This window comes from Sphingobacterium sp. UBA865 (genome assembly GCF_002295765.1).
GTDB classification, from domain to species: domain Bacteria; phylum Bacteroidota; class Bacteroidia; order Sphingobacteriales; family Sphingobacteriaceae; genus Sphingobacterium; species Sphingobacterium multivorum.
In genome coordinates this window covers 1-21053 of record NZ_DBGB01000031.1, presented here as the reverse complement: position 1 = coordinate 21053, position 21053 = coordinate 1, and the positions used below count along the sequence as shown (strand labels likewise).

The 21053-nt window shown below is 39.5% G+C and carries 14 protein-coding genes and 1 riboswitch; of the genes, 4 read left to right on the top strand and 10 right to left on the bottom strand.

The window, feature by feature from the left end:
- Nucleotides 1-132 precede the first annotated feature (132 nt).
- From B2O97_RS16145 to B2O97_RS16125, 5 genes are all read right to left on the bottom strand, one after another.
- On the bottom strand, nt 133-3162 hold the full coding sequence (locus B2O97_RS16145; protein WP_070570319.1) for a DUF2723 domain-containing protein: 3030 nt from the start codon (nt 3160-3162) through the stop codon (nt 133-135).
- Nucleotides 3163-3405: 243 nt separating this feature from the next.
- On the bottom strand, nt 3406-4362 hold the full coding sequence (locus B2O97_RS16140; protein WP_046673648.1) for a methylenetetrahydrofolate reductase: 957 nt from the start codon (nt 4360-4362) through the stop codon (nt 3406-3408).
- 70 nt (nt 4363-4432) lie between these two features.
- Nucleotides 4433-4535: riboswitch (SAM riboswitch) on the bottom strand.
- A gap of 229 nt (nt 4536-4764) precedes the next feature.
- Nucleotides 4765-5616 (bottom strand): hypothetical protein, encoded by an 852-nt coding sequence (locus B2O97_RS16135; protein WP_070570361.1) that lies wholly within the window; start codon nt 5614-5616, stop codon nt 4765-4767.
- A gap of 110 nt (nt 5617-5726) precedes the next feature.
- Nucleotides 5727-6251 carry a ribosome maturation factor RimM gene (rimM, locus tag B2O97_RS16130; RefSeq protein ID WP_046673647.1) on the bottom strand — a complete coding sequence of 175 codons (525 nt, stop codon included), beginning with the start codon at nt 6249-6251 and terminating at the stop codon, nt 5727-5729.
- 119 nt (nt 6252-6370) lie between these two features.
- Nucleotides 6371-6892 carry a 30S ribosomal protein S16 gene (locus B2O97_RS16125; protein ID WP_070570321.1) on the bottom strand — a complete coding sequence of 174 codons (522 nt, stop codon included), beginning with the start codon at nt 6890-6892 and terminating at the stop codon, nt 6371-6373.
- 442 nt (nt 6893-7334) lie between these two features.
- Here B2O97_RS16125 and B2O97_RS16120 point away from each other — a divergent pair, with 442 nt between their 5' ends.
- The gene (locus B2O97_RS16120; RefSeq protein ID WP_070570323.1) at nt 7335-10685 is read left to right on the top strand and encodes a UvrD-helicase domain-containing protein; all 3351 of its coding nucleotides are present in this window, start codon (nt 7335-7337) and stop codon (nt 10683-10685) included.
- A 7-nt stretch (nt 10686-10692) separates the two neighbouring features.
- Entirely contained in the window at nt 10693-13572 is a 2880-nt protein-coding gene (locus tag B2O97_RS16115; RefSeq protein WP_070570325.1) for a PD-(D/E)XK nuclease family protein, read from the top strand.
- 107 nt (nt 13573-13679) lie between these two features.
- Here the strand turns inward: B2O97_RS16115 and B2O97_RS16110 are convergent, their stop codons facing one another.
- The 3 genes from B2O97_RS16110 to B2O97_RS16100 form a co-directional block, all read right to left on the bottom strand.
- The gene (locus B2O97_RS16110; RefSeq protein ID WP_286767703.1) at nt 13680-14549 is read right to left on the bottom strand and encodes a cupin-like domain-containing protein; all 870 of its coding nucleotides are present in this window, start codon (nt 14547-14549) and stop codon (nt 13680-13682) included.
- A 422-nt stretch (nt 14550-14971) separates the two neighbouring features.
- A complete protein-coding gene (locus B2O97_RS16105; RefSeq protein WP_046673642.1) occupies nt 14972-15742 on the bottom strand; it encodes a uroporphyrinogen-III synthase in 771 nt (256 codons plus the stop codon).
- 11 nt (nt 15743-15753) lie between these two features.
- Nucleotides 15754-16728: a DUF4271 domain-containing protein gene (locus B2O97_RS16100; protein ID WP_070570329.1), complete on the bottom strand. Its 975-nt coding sequence runs from the start codon at nt 16726-16728 to the stop codon at nt 15754-15756.
- A gap of 123 nt (nt 16729-16851) precedes the next feature.
- Between B2O97_RS16100 and B2O97_RS16095 the strand changes: the two genes are divergently transcribed.
- Together B2O97_RS16095 and B2O97_RS16090 are read left to right on the top strand one after the other, a co-directional pair.
- Nucleotides 16852-17415 carry a DNA-3-methyladenine glycosylase I gene (locus B2O97_RS16095; protein ID WP_046673739.1) on the top strand — a complete coding sequence of 188 codons (564 nt, stop codon included), beginning with the start codon at nt 16852-16854 and terminating at the stop codon, nt 17413-17415.
- Nucleotides 17416-17519: 104 nt separating this feature from the next.
- Nucleotides 17520-18017: a hypothetical protein gene (locus B2O97_RS16090; RefSeq protein ID WP_070570331.1), complete on the top strand. Its 498-nt coding sequence runs from the start codon at nt 17520-17522 to the stop codon at nt 18015-18017.
- Nucleotides 18018-18061: 44 nt separating this feature from the next.
- Here the strand turns inward: B2O97_RS16090 and B2O97_RS16085 are convergent, their stop codons facing one another.
- Both B2O97_RS16085 and B2O97_RS16080 read right to left on the bottom strand, forming a co-directional pair.
- Nucleotides 18062-18601: a phosphoribosyltransferase gene (locus tag B2O97_RS16085; RefSeq protein ID WP_070570333.1), complete on the bottom strand. Its 540-nt coding sequence runs from the start codon at nt 18599-18601 to the stop codon at nt 18062-18064.
- 27 nt (nt 18602-18628) lie between these two features.
- On the bottom strand, nt 18629-20803 hold the full coding sequence (locus tag B2O97_RS16080; protein WP_286767702.1) for a transglycosylase domain-containing protein: 2175 nt from the start codon (nt 20801-20803) through the stop codon (nt 18629-18631).
- Nucleotides 20804-21053 lie beyond the last annotated feature (250 nt).

The window sequence follows — 21053 nt, the reverse complement described above, 5'->3', positions numbered from 1 at the left end:
TTCCCTATCCTATATGTATCGAGGCCTCTTCCAATATTTTAGAAGAGGCCTCATCTGGTTTCTTATCTCAAATACGTTAATCCAATGCCCCATTAGGCGTGCCTGGTAATTTGGTTCAGTTCATCATCAAAATTATTCTACGCCGTACCAATTTTGATATTGCTGCCTCAACTGCTCAACACGTGCCAATCGTTTGGTATCCTTTGCTTCCAATAAAATAGCCTTATACCGGTCTACAGAGTCCAAGCCGGTCTGAATATCATTCCACTCAAAGCTCAGGTTTTTCTTATCCATTACCAATTGATGTAGGTATTCCATATTTTCAGCGACATAGTCAAGGTTACGGTCCATCATCCTGTTGGCCAGCTGAGGTTGCCCCGAGCGATACAGACTATCGATAATATCGGCATAATTGATGGCGTCCGACATCGCATATACGCGATCGGGCAATTGATCGTATGCTTTTTTTGCCACCTCCCCAGCTTGTTTGACCTGGCCATTGGCTAAAAGCATTCGGGCAGCTTTTCCAAATATATCACGGGCGTACATGCTTGCAAAGCGGAACGAATCTGTATCCAAGTATTGTGCATTTTTAACATTACCCCAATGATACGTATGCATAATATTGCTATATAACGCCTCCATATTAACTAGCCCACCCTGCTCACTTCGTTTTCCTGTCGACTGATCTGTAGCAGTGACAGGCATCAATCGAGAAGTAAAGCCCTCATTGACCAGGTATTTATCCAGTCCCAACTTAATATCACTTGGCAGCATATTCGAAAAATATATCGGTCTGTCCCAATGATTATTTTCAAGCACGGATAACAGGGTTAAATCCGACCTGGTCAGATGATCATTCGGAATTTCCCATTCCATTGCAGAAACTATAGCTCCCTGAAAATACGCCGGAACCGCATTTTTCTTAACCACCTCGTCTTTATCAATGCGCAATTGGACTTTCTTGGAAGGGAAATAGTTTTCCATATCACCGGAATTCAGCTGAACTTTATACTCCGGATCATCCGATGTGACAAACTGCAATAACTGCTGTATATCTACCGCATTGTCAAGTTGTCTATCTACGAAAGGGATATAATCACGAACGCCTTTTTTCGTCTTTTCAGCGGGAATCGTCACGGGGAGCCCTGCCGCTTGATACGTGGGTTGTTTGGCCTGTTGCATATACCAATCGCCTGTGAGATAGCTTAACACGACAACCCGAACATCCGGACGTACGCCCTCTACTTCTTGCAAATACCATACAGGAAATGTATCATGATCGCCATAGGTAAATAGAATAGCATTTGGAGCACAGGATTCCAAATAATTGCGTGCCATATCCCTTGCCAACGATTTTTCGGACCGATTATGATCATCCCAGTTTTGATGAGCCAAAATAATAGGGCCTCCCAACAGCGCAAAAGAAATACCTGTCGCTAAAGCGTAACGTGTTTGTACAAAACGGTTGAAAAACCGAACAAATGCTATTACTCCCAGCCCAATCCAGATCGCAAAAGCATAGAAAGACCCCACGTAAGCATAATCTCGTTCCCGGGGTTGCATAGGAGTTTGGTTGAGATAAACTACGATCGCTACCCCCGTAAACACAAACAGCAAGGTCAGTACCAAGGTATAAGGTTTATTGTTTCGGTACAACCAGATCGCACCAGCTATTCCGAGTAGCAGTGGAAGAAAAAAATAAGTGTTCCGGCTCGGGTCATGCTCCTGCGATCGAGATATTTTATCTTGCCCCCCTAAACGCCAATTATCCAATGGTCTGATCCCCGACAACCAGTTGCCGTCACTATAGGTCCCATATCCTTGCCTGTCATTCTGTCTACCCACAAAATTCCATAAGAAATATCGGGTATACATATCTCCCAGTTGAAAATTAAAAAAGAACTTAAAATTATCGGAAAACGTTGGCTGTTGCCCTTCTTTCAAATTGAGGTAACTTCTGTAATAAGCTTGATGGCTTCCATCTTGGCTATAGATACGCGGGAAAAAGGTTTCCTTATCAAATTGATATTTGTCTACCTGTGTGAAGGGAACATACTCCGACTTATCTTTCCGATAGCTCGTCTTACTATCGACGCCAACCACTTGCGAGTCATAATAAGGTCCTTTGAGTAACGGTTCCCGTATATATTGTTCACGGCTCAAATATCCTAAAAAAGAAAATACATTATCCGGCGCATTATTGTTCAAGGATGGATTTGCTTTCCCTCGGATCATGACCATGGTGTAGGAACTGTATCCAAATAAAACAAAACAAAGAACCAGCAAGGCTGTATTGAGTGTATATTTCTGCTTTTTATAGGAATAATATAGACCGTAAATTATCAATCCCCCCAATAATAGGCACGAGAAAAAAATTCCGGTACCAAATCCCATTCCCAATGAGTTCACAAATACGAGATCCACTTTAGCCGCTAGACCGACTAACCATTGAATAATTCCCCACAAAACGGCCCCCAAGATCAGCACTCCGACGAGGAAAGCTTTTATTGTCCCTTTCGCATTAACCTGTCTCGCTCTTCGGAAATAAACAACCATCGCGATAGCCGGGATTGCTAAAAGATTTAATAGATGCACTCCGATCGAAAGCCCCATAACAAAAGCAATAAAAACCAGCCAACGATCGCTACCGTCTTCATCTGCACGGACTTCCCACTTTAAAATTGCCCAAAATACAACTGCTGTACATAAGGAAGACATTGCATAAACTTCAGATTCTACTGCCGAATACCAAAATGAATCGCTGAAACTAAATGCCATTGCACCGACAACTCCTGCGCCGAAGATCTGCAGGTAGGTTGACAAAGAAGCTTGTTTGTCTTTGTTGAGTAGCTTTTTAGCAATGGCGGTTATTGTCCAAAATAAAAAGGTAACAGTAATTCCACTGCAAACTGCAGAACCTATATTCATCCAATAGGCGATCTGCCCCTTATTCCCTAAAGCGAGATTAGAAAATATATTCTGAATAAGAAGAAACAATGGTGCTCCCGGTTGATGTGCCACCTCCAATTTATAGGCACAGGCTATAAATTCACCGCAATCCCACCAGCTTACCGTCTTTTCAACTGTAGCGATATATACACAGGTGGCAATTAGTCCGCAAGCAAAACCGAGTAGAGAATTTAATCTATTGTACGTCATAAGGTCAATTGGTCTATTGTTAAAATCCTTTTTAGCACTTTAAGTTAAAAAGTTATCCTGACTCCGACACACGAATTAACACTATTTAACACCAGTACCTGACTGTAAACAGGCTATTCAACACTGAATATAGAGATCGACCTAAACCACGCTGCCGAGACTTTCAACCTATTTCAGGCTTTCACAATGAATATTATCATAAAAAAGGGAGCTTATCTGCTCCCTTTTTTATCATTTTATGAGTTAGGCTAGTTTTTCAACAATCTTCTTTGTTGGACCAGGATTACTCATCGTATAAAAATGTAATACCGGAGCGCCAAATTTAATCAGCTCCTGACACTGTTGTACCAACCACTCTTCACCTACCTGTCTGACGTCGGCATTCGTTTTACATGCCGCGACAGCGTCACTCAGTTCCTCTGGAATATCTAAATGAAAAATTCTTGGCAAGGTCACCAATTGCTTTTTTGTTGTCAGTGGTTTTAATCCCGGAATAATGGGCACATGGATTCCATTGTCCCTACATTTTGTTACAAATTCCTTGTATTTTTCAACATTAAAGAACATCTGAGTCACAATAAACTCTGCTCCCATATCGACTTTTTGTTTCAGATATTTAAAATCAGTATTGAAATTTGGAGATTCAAAATGCTTTTCGGGATACCCGGCTACTCCGATGCAAAAATCAGTCTTTTCCGACGTGATAATGTCTTCATGCAGATACTTTCCTTTATTCATATCGGTTACCTGTTCCAATAGGTCTGTTGCAAAAGCATGTCCACCATCGGTTGGTATAAAATCGGCATCGCCCTTACGTGCATCACCCCGCAACACCAAAACGTTATCTATCCCCAGGAAGTTCAAATCGATCAATGCATTTTCAGTTTCCTCTTTTGTAAAACCCCCACATATCAAATGTGGCACCGCATCCACTTTATATTTATTCATGATGGCCGCACATATCGCCACTGTCCCAGGACGTTTACGATAGGAAACACGTTCCAGTAATCCACTCGCATGCTCTTTATAGATATAATCTTCCCGATGGTAGGTGACGTCGATAAAAGGAGGTTTAAACTCCATCAGTTCATCCATGGTTTTAAAAATACTTTGGATGCCCTGCCCTTTCGCCGGTGGCAATAGCTCAAAAGAAAACAATGTTTTTCCTTTGGCATTCTGGATATGATCGATAATCTTCATTAAAAAACTGTTTTTAGTTTGGTTGGCTTACATCGAAACGCACACGTCGAGGAATCGTTTATCTACATGTAACTTATCTTTCCCACATGGAGTAGGGTAGAATTTAGCACCTTGAACAATACAGGTTGCTAAGGCTTCAACGGGTCTATTCCCTCGGCCTTTCTCTATAAGCGTTGCTAATATCGTTTTAAAAAATCAAAAGACAAAAATATTTTTTCGAAAAGGCAAAAATAGCAGCAAAAAGACTTCAATAAACGATGTTTCAACGTCACTTTAGCTTTGTGTCCATGCAACGACAGGATTCTTCGCGCTACCAAGAGTTAAAGACCTAGAAAAACCAGTAGAATTAACGATCGAGGATCATAGACAGCGAAGAGATTGACTATGCCACAAGAACATTGGCTAAAGATTAGCTGCCAAAGAATTCCGTAAATTTTTGAGATAAAATGTGATCAATAAGAGTCCCCGAACATGGTACTCTTCTTTCGATCCATATTTAAATCCGTCAAATAAATAGTGATAGGCGACTAATGCCTCTTTTTCGTTGTAAAATAATTCCTTCCAAGAATCAGGAACATCTGCCCATGCCTTGAGCACAATGCCATTCTCGGCATAAATAATTGGTGATTCGACACCATCCATTCGATAATCGTGATGGGTGCCAGAGCTTGATATGTGTTGGAAATAAGCGATAGAATAATCTACGAAATTCAAGGCCCTCGCTTTTATCTCCTTTTCACTTTCTGATTTTACCGGAGCATTTCGCCATAAATTCACTTGGCTATCAAATTTACTGGGCGTTTCCCGGATAAGGGTTTTATCTAACACAAAGTTGATATAAAGTCTTTCACTAGTGGGTATACGTGCTGAGCTAAACTGTGAAAAATCACCTCTCAGCTGAACAAAATCTTTTTTTATTTTAACAATATCCAAAGCGACACTACCTTTTTTCTCATCCGTCAATTCTAATCTATCACCGTCAAATTTGTACTTACCAAAGAGTAAGATATCATCAATCGCCATGACAAACTGGTCCTTATCATGAAGCGAAAGAAAGGATCGGTATAGAATAGGATCATTACCATAGGTATCTGCCTCCACATTTTGGGGAGATTCTCTTTTTAATTTATGATACTCATCATTTGGATAGCCCAATATCATTTGGTAGTTACCTTCAGGAAACTCCTTTTTCTTCCCAAAGAAAGTACACGAAGACAATGAGAGTGTGAATAACAGCAGTAATAACGGTTTCAAAATCAATTAATAATTATGCCCAATAGTAATATTAATATATAAGGACCAAGATAAGAAATTACTGCAATAGTAAGTATAGGATATTCAATTGAATAAGCTTGGGGATATGCCTATTCCTTATACAGATCGACCAATCCCTCAGGCAATTCAACTTCAATGATCTCCTCTTCGCCATCAATTCCTAAGATCAAATCGTCGGACAGCGGAAACATCAGTTCTTTGCCATCCATATCTACTGTGGCGACAAATTGTTGTGGGAATTCCTGAACATCTGTTATTTGCCCCAGTTCGCCATGGTTTTCATCGATCACTAAAAATCCGATTAAATCAGTATATCTAAAATCATCCGGGTCTCGCTCGGGCATTTTATCATTGGAAAGATATAGCTTTTTACGAACGAGTACCTGAGCCTTATCGATATGATCCACATCCTCAAATGTTACATAAGCAGTGCTATTTTTTTGAAATTTAATGGCATCAACAAAATAAGGAACAAGCTTTTTGTTCACTTCTACAAAGACAACATCGATATCCAAACTCTCGTATTCTTCGAATTCAAAAAACAGTTGTACTTCTCCTTTAAGACCTCTTGTTTTACTGATGTAACCGATGTAAAAGCATTGATCAATAGTCATATTTTTCTTATTTGGCGATTAGCTGTGAGACATGATTTGGCAAACGATTAGCCTATTGGCTGTTTCAAAAAAAGCCGGCTCAAGATTGAGTCGGCTTTCTCGAATACTTTATGAAAGAATTAACCTTCAGTTTCTTCTGATGCAGGAGCTTCAGTCTCTTCAGCAGCAGTTTCTTCTGCTACAGGAGCATTTTTAGCAGCAACAGCAGCAGCTTTTTCTTCTTTTTTCTTAGCTTCAGCCACTAAAGCAGCTTTTTTAGCTTCAGCTTTAGTTTGTGCTAAACCATCTTTTTTACCAGAGATTCTAGCTTCTTGAGCGTCAGTCCAAGCTGTAAATTTAGCTTCAGCAGCAGCTTCATCAAAAGCACCTTTTTTCACACCACCTTGCAAGTGTTTTTTGTAAAGAACACCTTTGTAAGAAAGGATAGCACGAGCAGTGTCAGTTGGTTGAGCACCTTTATTCATCCAATCCAAAGCTTTTTCAAAATCCAAAACGATAGTTGCTGGATTTGTGTTTGGGTTGTAAGAACCAATACGTTCGATGAATTTACCGTCACGTGGAGCGCGAGAATCCGCTACGACTACGTGGTAAAAAGGACGTCCTTTTTTACCGTGTCTTTGCAATCTGATTTTAGTTGCCATTTTTTAATTTTATTTTATGTATTCAACATATCCCCCGAGCTTCATACTAGAGGGGATGCAAAGATAGTTATTTTTTTTTAATCAGCGTTATAATTTAATAAAACTTCACTGAAAACGACAGGGTTAGCTTCTTTCAGTAACCACTTTCAGGTTAAACACGTCCTACGCACGTTAAGATTTTGCTCTTACCATACTGTAGGTGAAACAAGTCTTTCAAAAAATCAGTGTACAAAATAGCCCTTTTCTTCAAAACTTTCGTGACTTCGCAGATACCAACAGCAATGATAGCAAACTGAAAGTTTTTTCTAGCCAATAAAATAAGACACTTTCAAAAAAAAGCTATTTTACCAAATGTAAACAGGATGAACCGTTTGTGTACTTTCCCTTCGAAATAGTCACTGACATTTTTGCCAATTCACTTTTTACTTTCTACCTTCATTCTATGAAATCTGTTGCGCCATTAAAAATACTCAAAGCTTCGGCCGGTTCAGGAAAAACCTTTAGCTTAACTTTACACTATCTCACACTCCTACTATCCAACGAGAATAGCTATAAGGAGATTTTGGCGGTCACATTTACCAATAAGGCAACCGCTGAGATGAAGGAACGTATCCTTTCGGTACTCCATGGCTTGGCAACAGGCGATCGTAGCCCTAAAATTGAAGATTTCAGAAAGCTTCTTCTCGAGCAACAGCCAGATTGGAACCCGCATCTAATACAAGAGAAAGCTTACCGTGTCTACCGTCGTATCCTACATGACTATAGTCATTTTACCATAAGTACAATTGATGGTTTTTCCCAAAAAGTCATTCGTGCATTTACTTATGAACTCAATCTTGATGCAGCTTATAAGATTGAAATGAATGTCAATAAAGTGAAAAATGACTTAACAGTCATGCTTAATCAATTGCTGGATGAACGCCCCGACTTACTTGACTGGATTATAGCGTATGCGGAAAAGAAAATAGCAAAAAATGAAAATTGGAACTACCGCCAACAATTAATGAGTTTGGCAAGCCTTATTTTCTCTGAAAACTTCCAGGAATTTGACGGCTATATCAACTCTGCTAATCCCAAGGAGGTTTTTAATCTCCTGAATCAGGAGGTTGAACAGAAGATAAACTCCTTTACCGAAGCGCTCTCCATGACGATTGAAGCGTTTAGTGAAACGTTCAAAAATTTTAACATCTCCGAAAATGACCTGAAAGGCAAATCGCGCAACAAAATAATCTCCGCAAGCAAAACCAACAAAAAAACGGAAAAACTGAGCGCTTCTGAAATCGCCAAAGTATTGGAAAAATACCTCCAATTGATCGATAATGAGGATGCTTTTACAGATAGTGACAAAAATATACGTTATGATCTTATCGCCGCACTCAGCCCCATCCTGGCATCTTTCCAGAAGCTACATGATAATCTATCCGCTTACATTGCGTATCAAGCGGTACAAAATAATCTCTATTATCTACGCCTGCTCAAGGAAATGAGCGACTTACTGACGCAATGGCGACGGGACAATGGCGCTCAATTAATCTCTGACTCACAAATTCTATTAAACAAACTCGGATTGGATGAAAATAGCGATCCAACATTTATCTGGGAGAAGATTGGCAATCGTTTTAACTACTTTTTGTTTGACGAATTTCAGGACACTTCGCGTATTCAGTGGAAAAACTATAGTCCGCTTTTGATTAATGCATTGGCCGATGCCAAGGGCACAGTGAGCGAACACCTGATCGTTGGTGATGTCAAACAAAGTATCTATCGCTGGCGAAATGGTGATTGGCGAATTTTACTCCAACAGGTAGAACAACAGATTGGTCATACCTTTCACCTGGACGAGGATAGCAAAACAACCTTTATCGAAAACGGGAGCCTCGACACCAACTTTAGAAGTCTTCCAAATATCATTCATTTAAACAACTACCTCTTTAGTAGTATTCCCCAACATCTACAGCAGGTACTGAATGAAAAAGTATCCGAAAACCTCGATGAAGAAGGTAAACAGTGGTGGATTTCTGCCGGCAATGACAACATGTTGGTCAAAGCTTATGAAAACAGTCAACAAGAGGTCCCTGAGCATAAAAAAGGAAAACTTGACCAGTTAGGATCTATTGAAATCTCCTACATTCCTGTCACTGATGGACGCTATCGAAGAAATCAGGTTGTTGAAGAATCGCTCCTGCAGCTATGTCAAAAAATAGGCGACTGGATCGGCAGCGGTCGTTATCAGGCTCAACAGATCGGTATCCTGGTACGGAGTAATGCGCAGGCTAAATTGGTGATCCAAAAGCTCATGGATTTCAAAAAAGAGCAACAGCTTACATTTGAAGTGATATCAGGCGATGCATTATCCCTAGCGAGCAATGATGCTGTAGGATTATTGATCGAAACGTTGAAGGCTTTAGTCTATAATTCGGACAAACATACCATCCATAAAGCAAAGATGGTCTATCTCTACCAGCATATTCAAAATAAGACAATCGATCAAAATGCATGGTTAAAATTTGCTAGCAATGACATCCGTACCCTGAAAGATTATCTCCCTGAGGCGCTGATTGACTCCTGGGAAATGGCACAGAAGCAGCCTTTAGTCCATTTAATTGAGAAACTTATTGAAATCTACGGTTTTACAACCAAAGACAATATCCACCTCCCCTACCTCCTAGCTTTCAAGGATATGATCTCAGCTTTCTCCACCAATGGCGAACGTGGCATTATACAGTTCCTGGAATTTTGGGAAGAGGATGGCAATCGGGCTGTGCTCCCTTCCAACGGAGAAATTGATGCGATCGAGGTAACGACAATCCACAAATCAAAAGGCCTGGCTTATGATGTTGTGATGATTCCATTCTGTTCGTGGGATCTTGACGGCATGATTAATGGCGATTTTTGGATCGAGACATCAGATACCCCTTTTGCCCAATTGGGAAAAATTCCAATAAAATATACTTCCACGGTCGGCAAATCAGTATTTTTCAAGCAATATTTTGAAGAGATGCTGTTCAACTACATGGATGCCCTCAATACATTGTATGTAGCAACAACACGTGCTGTTGAACACCTCTATATTACGGCACCTTCCTTCAAAGAATCTGTTGACAAGAAGACGGGCGAAATTACTGGTTATGATATCAAAGATGAATATATCAGCGATGTACTCTATCAGGTCTTAGAGACTTCAACATCCCCGTTTACACTGGAAGAAAGAGGCATATATATCGATCAGATAATCGAACGAAAAAAAAGTCAGGCTCAAAAAAACAATATTATTTCCCTTCGCCATTATCCCATTTCCAAAGAATTGGAAATGGCCTTAGAAAAATCCAGTACGCGCAACATCAACGATATTATGATGCTGGAGAAAGCCGCGCAGTACGGCATATTGGCCCACGATATTATGGCCCAAATTTCAAAGGAAGAAGATATCCACAAACTGGTACGCCAGCTGATTCAGGAAGGCATCCTCTCCAAGGAAGAAGAGCCTTTTCTCATGCAGGAAATCAATCAGATCTGGCAGCACCCCATGATCAATAAATGGCTCACAGGAAACTATAAAATCTGGAACGAAGCGAGCATCATTACCGCCAAAGGAGAGACCATTCGTCCTGATAAAGTCTTCACTTCCAAAGAGGAAACAATTGTACTGGATTTTAAATTCACACAGACAGATTATATCGGACACAAATATCAAGTCGACAATTATAAAAAGAATTTGGAGAACCTGGGCTACAGCAACGTTAAAGCCTATCTCTACTATGCGAAATCAAATCAATTAACTGAAGTAAAATAACAGCACGATGCAAACAGCCTTTCTAAAATTAGTAGCAGCAGACATTCAAAAGCGTTTTGGAAACGACCTGAGTGAAATAGCCATCGTGTTTAATAATAAACGGCCAATTACCTATCTCAAAAAACATCTTTCTGAAGTGTACGGACAGGCCATTTGGTCGCCACAGTTCTTTACGATCCAAGAGTTTCTTAGGCTTTCGACCGATGATACCGAAGCCAGTCCTTTAACCCAATTTTTCCACCTGTTTAATATTCATAATGAGTTATTGGTCGCTGAAGGCAAACTACCAGAAGCGCTGGAAGAATTTTATCCGATTGCCGAAATTATATTGAGCGACTTCGGCCAACTGGATTACGACCTCGTCCCCATCGAGCAGATTTACTTAGAACTTTATGACAATACCAAAATCGACCTTGCTTTTCAACATCTCACACAAGAGCAGCAAGGGTTTATCCGTCAATTTTGGCAGTCTTTTTCTATTGCGGGGCATAGTGGAGTACAAGAACGTTTTCTTCAACTTTGGAAAAGACTGCCCGTATTATATGATCGATTCAAAGAAAAGCTTAAAACAGAGGGCCAAACAAACTATCCGACAGTCTACCGTGATCTGGTTGAAGGTAAGGCTACGCATCAGCAGTTTGCATCTTCCTTCCAGCACATCCTTTTTGTCGGTTTCAATGCACTGAACAAGGCCGAAACAAAATTATTTAAACAATGGCAGGATGAAGGCCGTGCATTATTCTACTTTGATGCCGATGCCTATTACCTCGAAGACACGATGCAAGAGGCCGGCCTTTTTATTCGACGTAATATTTTTCAAACAGGTTTGGTCAACGCTTTAGGCGATAGCCCGAATATTATTGGCAATAGGACCTCAACCGTAAATCTATATGCCAGCACCGGAAAGATCAGCCAAACAAAATTGCTGTATGACATTCTCGAACGCAATAATAAAATGGAACAAACATCCGCCATTCTCCTAGCGGATGAAAACCTACTTGTCCCTTTGCTGCAAAGTCTACCCGAGGTCAAACCCAATATCACAACAGGATATCCCTTGACACAGTCTCCTATTTACGGAATACTAGACCTATGGCTGGAAGTCCATTTGGAGATATCCCAGTTCAAGAAACGGAAGATTCCTTATCAGATAATAGAAACCTTCATCAACCATCCGCTCAGTATGGTTTCTTTAGCCGACAAACTTCAGATTCAGAAGGAGATTACCGATAAACAGCTCTTTGAGATCGCATTGGAGGAACTTCATATCAAAAGCTCTTTGCCTCAATTTTTTGTACCGATTGACAATTCAGCCTATTTGATACCCTCGCTCATCCTGCTCGTTGATGATCTGTTGCACAGTATTTCTTCTCAGGAGCGTATCCGCCAAATTGACAACAACCTCCTGATTGAAACAAAGAAAACATTGAATCAGCTGCTATTGGGCTTTGAAACTGTTGCTCCATTAAGTATCAGCTTCCAAATCGGCTTGATTAAAAAAGCCATCGCCCCAATAAATTCGGCCATAGAAGGTGATCCCCTAGAAGGTATTCAGATAATGGGGCTCTTGGAAAGTCGTTGTTTAAATTTTGACAACGTCTATATTCTAGGAGCAAATGAAGGCATTCTACCCAAAACGTCAAATTCACCTACTTTTATTCCTAACAGCCTAAGAAGTGCTTATGGGCTTCCCATATTAGAAAATCAGGATGCCTTGTCGGCCTATTTATTTTATCGCCATTTTCAATACAGTGAAGGAATACATATTTTCTACAATGGCTTGGTTGACGAAAGCTCTACTGGCGAAGAAAGTCGCTTTATCAAACAGCTGGAGTTTGAAAGTAAATTTAGATTTGACCGAAAAATTCAGCAACAGACCATTCAATTTGCGGATAAAGCCCAAGAAATTGTTATTGAGAAGCGTGGCGAGGTTTGGGAAAAGATGTACCAGGACTTTATCGTCAACCAGAAACGGATATCTGCAACGGCACTGACGACTTATCTGCAGTCCCCGTTGCAATTTTTTCTAAAACATATTGCCGGCATTAAAGAGCCCCCTTCCATCTCTCAGGAATTTGAGATGAATAAACTGGGAACTGTCATCCACAATGTGATGGAGAAGATATTCCTACCGTTCAAAGGACAACAGGACTTTACGCCCACAAGTGTCTTGCAGAAGCAGTTCGACAAGGTAGAGGCACAGGTGATCCGTGAAATAGGCCTGCAATATCAGATCGAATTAAAGGCAACAAATGATTTAAACAGCTTGCAGCGGATCATGCTGAAAATTGCCTGCGAGTATGTCAAGATGTATCTCGAATATGACATCAACAACTACAAAGCATTTCGGATTATTGAACTCGAGAATGACAACGATTATGTACTGCCCTTTCCTATTCAGATCAATGGAGAAGAACAACAGGTCACACTTTACGGTATTATTGACCGGGTAGACGAGGTCGTAACACACGACGATCGTATTATCAGTAGAATTGTCGATTACAAAACAGGTGGTGATTCGATCATGTTTAAAGGAATTGATCAGGTATTTGCGCCAAACACCGAAAATAAGGCGATGGTCCAAACCCTATTTTATGCCTATGTATTCGAACAGAAGACAGGAAGAAAACAACTTGAACCCCATCTCTATGTTGCGCGTAAAATGCGGGAAGAGGGCACATTATTCAGTGGTAAAGAAGGGGTATTGACCGATGAATTCCTTGCTTTCCAGAAAGAGAATTTTGTCGAATTCTTGCGGGATACTCTTCAGGAAATCTTTAATCCGGCTATTCCATTTCGACATAATCCGGACACGGTAGTTTATCCAAGCGACCCTTATACAATATTCTACCGGGAAGCGAGTAAATGGGCTGATGCAGAAGAATAAGTACAACAAAGGCTTTAATAGGGAGAGATAAAACTAAATGCGGTACATCAGTGGTACATAAAGTGTATTTAAAAACAAAAGGGGAATGTAAAATTCCCCTTTCTATATTAACGTTTGTTTCTTTTGATTGCATTATTGGCTCGGCGTTTCGCCGTTTTGATTTTGTAGTGGAACCAATGGTCTTTGAAGATCTTTCGCATGGTATTGTCAAAATGTCTCGTGATAAACAGATTACGCGCCCCCTTCAACTTTTCACTGATCGAATTTGCTAATGCCCTAACAGAAATCGAATAGCCCTCTGTCTCATATTGAATGTAATGCCACCAGCCTGCTGGCATATATAAGGTTTCGCCAGGATGAATGACTGCTTCATAACCTTCTAGGTACTTAATTCCGGGATATTCCTCTTCACTACTATATTTTGGGTTGGCAATACTATGAAAATTGTAGGGCAATTTGTACATCAAATCAGATTGATCATTCGGAAAAAGCCAAATACGTTTTAATCCTTGAAATTGAGAGATAAATACGTGTGACATATCGATATCGAAATGATTACGGGTACTTGACCCCTCTCCACCAAAGAACATAAATGGCAACCATTGCAAGACCTTACCTCCCGTGACATCATTATAAATAACATCGTTTTTCAGTTCAGGACGTATTTTGAGCAGATTGAACAAAAACAACCGTAACTCAGTAGGTTCTTTTGTGATCAGATCCAAATACTCTGCAAATGTCATATGGCCAACAGGAGCACTGGCAGCACGGTCCATTGATTCCTCCTCTTTTCCATAGACATCTATTTTTATATCTCCTGCGATTTCCTTAAAGTAATCATAACTCCATTTCTTCCATGCTGGACTTTCTGCACTGATAAAATCTGATATAATTACAGGAAAACCTGGTTTCAGATAATTCTTTAAGAAGTCCTCTGATTGAATGCCCGAAAATTTATCAACTTGCTTTAACTTCACGACTGACTAATTTTGCTTAATTACAAACATAAAAAAAATATTTCTATCAAATTTTAAAAATATTGTCTATGCTTTATTTTTAATTGGAACAAATTACTCCTAGCAATTTAATAGAAATATATTTAAAATCTCCATGACCTTCGTCACTTTTATTACATTTTAACATCATCGATTCGACTCGCAACCATTTCTACCCCCTTAAGATAAACATATTATTCATCTATCTTTTATAAGAGGAACATACCACAGCTATTGATCATCTGCCGATACGTAAAATTGTCGTCGTACCGACATCGATTCGGAATGATAAAACGCCCTTCCCCATAGAAGTCTTTAGCGATTTTGTGGTCCTTAAAATTGCATAAATAACAAAAAAAGGGTCTTAAGAACCCTTTTTTTGTTATTTACCTTATGTTAGGCTACTACTTATTTACCTTTTTGATATATTCTTCGACAGCCATCGTCATACTTGGCGCTTTTGGTGTTGGAGCAGGGATATCTAAAATTAATCCGTGATCTAAAAGAGCCTGTTGCGTAGAAGCGCCAAATGCTGCAATCCTTGTATTATTCTGCTTAAAATCAGGGAAGTTATCATATAAGGACTGTACACTTGAAGGACTAAAGAACACGATAACATCGTAGAAAACATCTTTCAAATCCGTCAAATCGCTTACCACAGTTCTAAAAAGCACAGCTGGTGTAAATTTATAGCCGTTTTGTAGTAACCAATTACTTGTTTCCTCATTAGCAACATCCGAACAAGGGAACAAAAAATTCTCCCCTTTGTGTTTTTTCAATACCTCTTCAAGGTCTTTCGCGGTCTGTTTACCAAAGAAAATCTTCCGTTTTCTATATTGAATATACTTCTGAAGATAAAGGGCAATCGTCTCTGAAATACAGAAATATTTCATTTCTGCAGACACTTCAAACCGCATCTCTTCGCAAATTCTAAAATAATGATCTACAGCATTTCTACTCGTAAATATTACGGCAGAATAATCTGCTAAATTAACCTTATCCCTACGCACATCTTTGGCAGGAACTCCTTCTACGTGTATAAAACCTCGAAAATCTAATTTTAACCCGTATTTCTTTGCTAAATCATAATAAGGGGACTTATCGTTTTCAGGTTTTGGTAAAGTCACCAGTACACTTTTTACCTTCTTTGCTCTTTCTACGTCTGAAGTTTGCATATTAACCAGTTTTAGCTCAATAATCTTAACAGTATTAATATTGGTGCTATTTCTAGGCAACAAAGGTACAAAATTAAATAGGAAATTGAAAATTTATACATGGACATAATATGAGTCGCTGTCTTAAGAAATCGATAGAAAAAGAGTAAGGCCGCTCCAACGATGGCCAAATGCAGCACCACACCCACCGATGTCAACGGCACAAGACTCAAAATTAATAATACAGGAAGCATTAAAAAAAGTGTATTGAAATAAATCAGATACAGCACGGTCACATATTCTTTTACCAACTTTCTGATTTGAAACACAAAGGATAAGAACCGAATAAACCCGATTTTTAGTGCAAACAAAGCGCCAACCATTCCCACAGTCTTCATATAATTGGGAAAAGTAATAAAATCTAATCTATTTAATTCATACGCATAAAATAGACTTACAAATAAGCCCATTGCCCCAGAGAATAATATAAACAGAAAAATAAATGGCCAAGATGTCAGGATCGTATCCTCCTTACTTACTGATAGTAAGACCCGATCGTCCCAATAGCCCTGAAAAACCAATTTGATATCTGACGGGAAGAATACCCGAATCATCCCAACACCAAAAATTAATGCGAGAACTGTAAATAAAATCCAATTTTCACGATGAGCCTTGAGCGTGCCATATTGCCGATCCAAATTACTACTTCTTAATTCACCCTGAAAATACTGCTGTACATCAAAATTATAAATGTTATGAACCTTCAGCCCTTCCCCGTTTACGGTTACGATCCGATATTGATTCTGTAACGCAGGGTTCAAAGATGCCAAGACTTTCTGGTTTGGCGATTCAACAGAATCTTTTACTACATTTAGACTATCAGCCTTAACTGTGCTGCTGTTTTGTACAACCGCCCGAAAAGTCCGCCGCTGCGCATTCAATCCCGTAAAGGAAAATAGCAGAAGCACTACAAATAGAAGATGATATTTGAAGATAGTTACGCTCATTAAAATGAATTGTCTCTTAACGGCAATGAAATACTCATGAACCGTCTCTATTCGAAACTCTTTAATTTTGGTCGTAAAGTTAGGATAAAAAGTTATATTGCATTCAAAAAATCTTCAGAGAACATGTACAAAGAAATCATACGTTGTCAATGGTGCGGGTCTGATCCGCAATATGTAGACTATCACGATAAAGAATGGGGGCGACAAGTCCGCGATGACAAAACTTTATTTGAATTTTTGATCCTGGAGTCTGCACAAGCTGGCTTAAGCTGGATCACAATTCTTCGTCGAAGAGCAGCATACCAAGAAGCTTTTGCCAACTTTGATGTTGATCAAGTCGCGGCCTATACCAATGAACATGTTGCGAGGCTTTTGAGCGATTCGGGAATCATCAAACACAGGAATAAAATTGAATCCACCATTACCAATGCGCAACATTTCAAGAAAATTCAAGCAGAATATGGTAGCTTCTATGACTACTTATACAGCTTTTTGCCCGAAAAACAACCGATTGTAAACCACTGGAGCAGTTTGCAACAGGTACCTGCAACGACAGTTATTTCTGATAAGATAGCAAAAGATATGAAGAAAAGGGGGTTCAAATTTTTCGGCTCTACCATTTGTTATGCGTATATGCAGGCCGTTGGAATGGTGAACGACCATATCGAAACCTGTTCGTTTAAATAGGCTAGCCAGTAAAATGCGCATCGATTTCGCAAATCAATTTGAAAGAATCAAAACAAGTGCTCTACCCCATAAAAAACGAACCTTTAAGAACAGAAATGCCAGCTATGAATCAAATCGACCTAACACAAAACCAATTGGTATTAAAAGAAAAAAAGGGACCGCTAGTTGCCAGAATATTCATCTATTTACTGACCATAATGACGATAATTCTCCCATTAGGCGGCTTCATTGCCAATGTTCTCAATGACGGGGTAACACTTATGAGTGTTGTCTTCTATGGTATATTCGGATTAATAGCATGGTATATGATCCGGGTTTCACTATGGAATACCTATGGCACTGAAATTATTCATTTTCAAAAAAACAAATTTAATTACGCAGCTAACTACCAATGGTTTAAAGGAAGTCTAAAAGAATTTGATTTTGAAAAGATAGACTTTACAATACAAAAAGCGGGCTATGAAGAAGATCATAAAGGTGTCTTGGTCATTAAATTTGATGAAAAGGAAATGTTTGAAACTGTCTCTAAATTCCCCTTGTCTGATCTGGAAATTTTGCTCATCAATCTGAAAGCATTATACAGCGATCAAACGCTTGAATAGAGCGAAATTCTACCATTAAAATCTAACGATCACTTGATAGCACATTAGATTGCTACGTTTTTATAAATATCGGGGAGATTCCGACAAAGACCATTAAAGTCCATACCATACCCAACTACAAATTCCTTACTTATTTCAAAGCCAACATAAGTTAATTCCTCAAAATGATACTGCAGCGCCTCAGGTTTAACCAAAAGTGCGCAAGCAATCACACCGGCTGGATTTAATTTTTTTACAGCATCCAAGGTGTATTTGAGTGAATGCCCGGAGTCGACAATATCTTCTACAATAATCACATCCCGGCCTTCAAGGTCGATACCAAGTCCTAAAAGCTCGTTTAATTCAGATTGTCCCGTTCCAATATAAGATGCCAACTTAATAAATGACATCTCACAAGGAACATCAATTTGCTTAAGCAAATCTGCCATAAACATAAAACATCCATTCAAGACACCTATAAAAACAGGCAGTTTGTGTTCATAACGCCGGCTTATATCAATCCCCATTAGGCGCACTCGCTTCTGAATTTGTTCTTCTTCAAATAAAGGTTCGAAAAGCAATCCGTCAATTTCTATCTTTTTCATGTTAATATCCTTCTTTCGCCACAAACACTATTTGTGTGCGTCGTTTTGTTTTTCTTCTTTTTTACGTCCCAATATCTTGTCAAATAGCGATCGTTTTGGTTTCTCTGGTTCAGTCGCCTCCTCATCTTTCTTTTCCGTTAGATCCATTTGTTTTAGCTTCTTTGGAACAGATACACTTTCAAGATTATCGGCAGGAGAGCTACTTTCGAGACGATCGAACAACAATGGATCATCTCCCATATCAAATACATCAAGCGAATCTACCACAGCTGGTCGAGCTGCCCGCAGATGCGGTTGCAGAACAACTTCATAAAAACCATAATTTGAAGTTGTTGAATCCACACTAATCTGCCCTGTTTTGGTCATAATATGACCATAGGTATTAAAATAGCGCAACATATTCCCTTTCAGGTGCCCTGTCCAATCAAAAAAGTTGAGTCCTTTTTTAGGTCGTGGAACGATACTGGACAAAAATATACTCTCTCCAAGCCCCAACTGTGCCGGTGTTTTTCCAAAATAATAACGCGCAGCTTCGGTGATACCATATACATTATTCCCCCATTCGATGACATTCAGGTAAACCTCGTACATGCGTTGTTTGCTGACTTGCTGTGAACGCTCCATCAGCCATACCAGCAAAATTTCTTCCAGCTTCCGCACAACGGTCTTATTCCGATTTAGAAAAACATTTTTTACCAGTTGCATAGATATCGTACTCGCCCCGCGCTTAAACCCTTTTTCCTTGATATTTGTAGCAATGGAGAGCTTAAAAGCCTTCTCCTCAAAGCCCTTGTGTTTAAAGAAAAAGGGGTCTTCTGTATTGATCAAACTAATCTGCATATAACGGGATATTTGATCTAGCGGTGTAAAATTAGGGTTTTGAGGCCCCACCACAATCTCCCGCATCGGCTTACCATCTTCGTAAGCTGTATACGTGAAAGGCGTATTTAGCATCGCAATATCAGCCTCTCCCCATTTAACGACTTTTAAATCCCTATCATCCATTTTGGAAGAGAAAAGAAGCTTTTCGGGCTTTTTTATTTCGAGCGCAAAGTTTAGATCGTATTGAATGTGCCCCTCCACCTGAATACCGTCTAAACCTGGAAATAGTCCAACTGGCATGGCATCAAAAAAGTGCTGAGCCTCGATCTTATCTGTGTGAATAGCGAAGAAGAGCTCTTTCTCCGGCTTGTGCACATATTTGACATAAGGTGAAAACACAAAATCTTTGACCTGTACGGTACTTTCTTTACTCACTTCAATCGATGATGCTCCAATATTCAATGCCCCCTGCATGATGGCTTCAGGAAAGATGACATCTTTACTAGAAATACGCCAGTGATTTACTTTCAAATTTTTAAAGCCCCATTGCCCATGCAATTCCAGCAATTCCTTATTCCTCCTGTGCGCCTTGTCCAGTCGGAAGGATATTTCATCAAAACTTACTGCAAGACCAAATTTGCGTTGCAACAAGGGAAGATTGACCTCCTTTTTATCAGAAAAAAGGCGAAGGTCACATTCTTGATTATCCGAATCTATTGTTCCAGTCAGATTCCAGGCCGCTTCATGGTCGTTTAGCAGGAACTTCGTTTCCATATCTCCACCGTCGATCACCGCAGAGGGAATGACAATGCGCTGTGAAGTGCTGTCATCGCGATAGGAAAGCTCAAGATTCTTGAGATCAAGATCATTTGGAACCTTAAAAAACACATTTTTCAACAATCGATCTGCTAAAGCTGCCAGATTCTGTTTTGGATTATCATTTTCTACGGTATCTTTTTTCTGTTTCTTGAATAAGAAATCGTAGTTACTGACCGAGTCTTTTTTAACAAGAGAAACGGTCCCATTATCCAAAATAACCTGCCCCAATTTTACATCTCCGAATAGCAAAGGCCACAATTTTACAGATACCGTAAGATCATTGATTTGTGCCAATTGATCGCGATGTCTGGGCAACAATTGTATATTCTTAAACTGTACTGCACTAATTCCCTGGAAGGCATAATATTGGATCTTCAATTCCATATCATACTTTTCAAGCAACTTTGCTTTCGCTTTGTTGATTGCTCCCATGAGCATGGCATCTCTTTTCTGATAAGCATAGGTACCAACTGCAATAGCCAAAACCAGCATAGCAGCTAGCGCAATATAAAGCCATCGCCACTTGCGGGACTTAAAAGATGTTATAAATCGATTGGACATAATTATTACTTAATGCAAATTCGTGCATATCAACAGTCAAACTTAGATAAATTAGCTTTTATATGCAATTTAATTGCGTGGCATATATACGTAATTTATCGATCTCTCCTCTGCCTATTGAGGAATTTATTTATTGAGGAATTATACATGAAGTTTTTCTAAGCACACATAGACGGATAAAAATGATAAAAGCCATTCCGACCAATGGCATGACAACTTTCCAATAAGCTTATTGACCTATCCTTTTGCT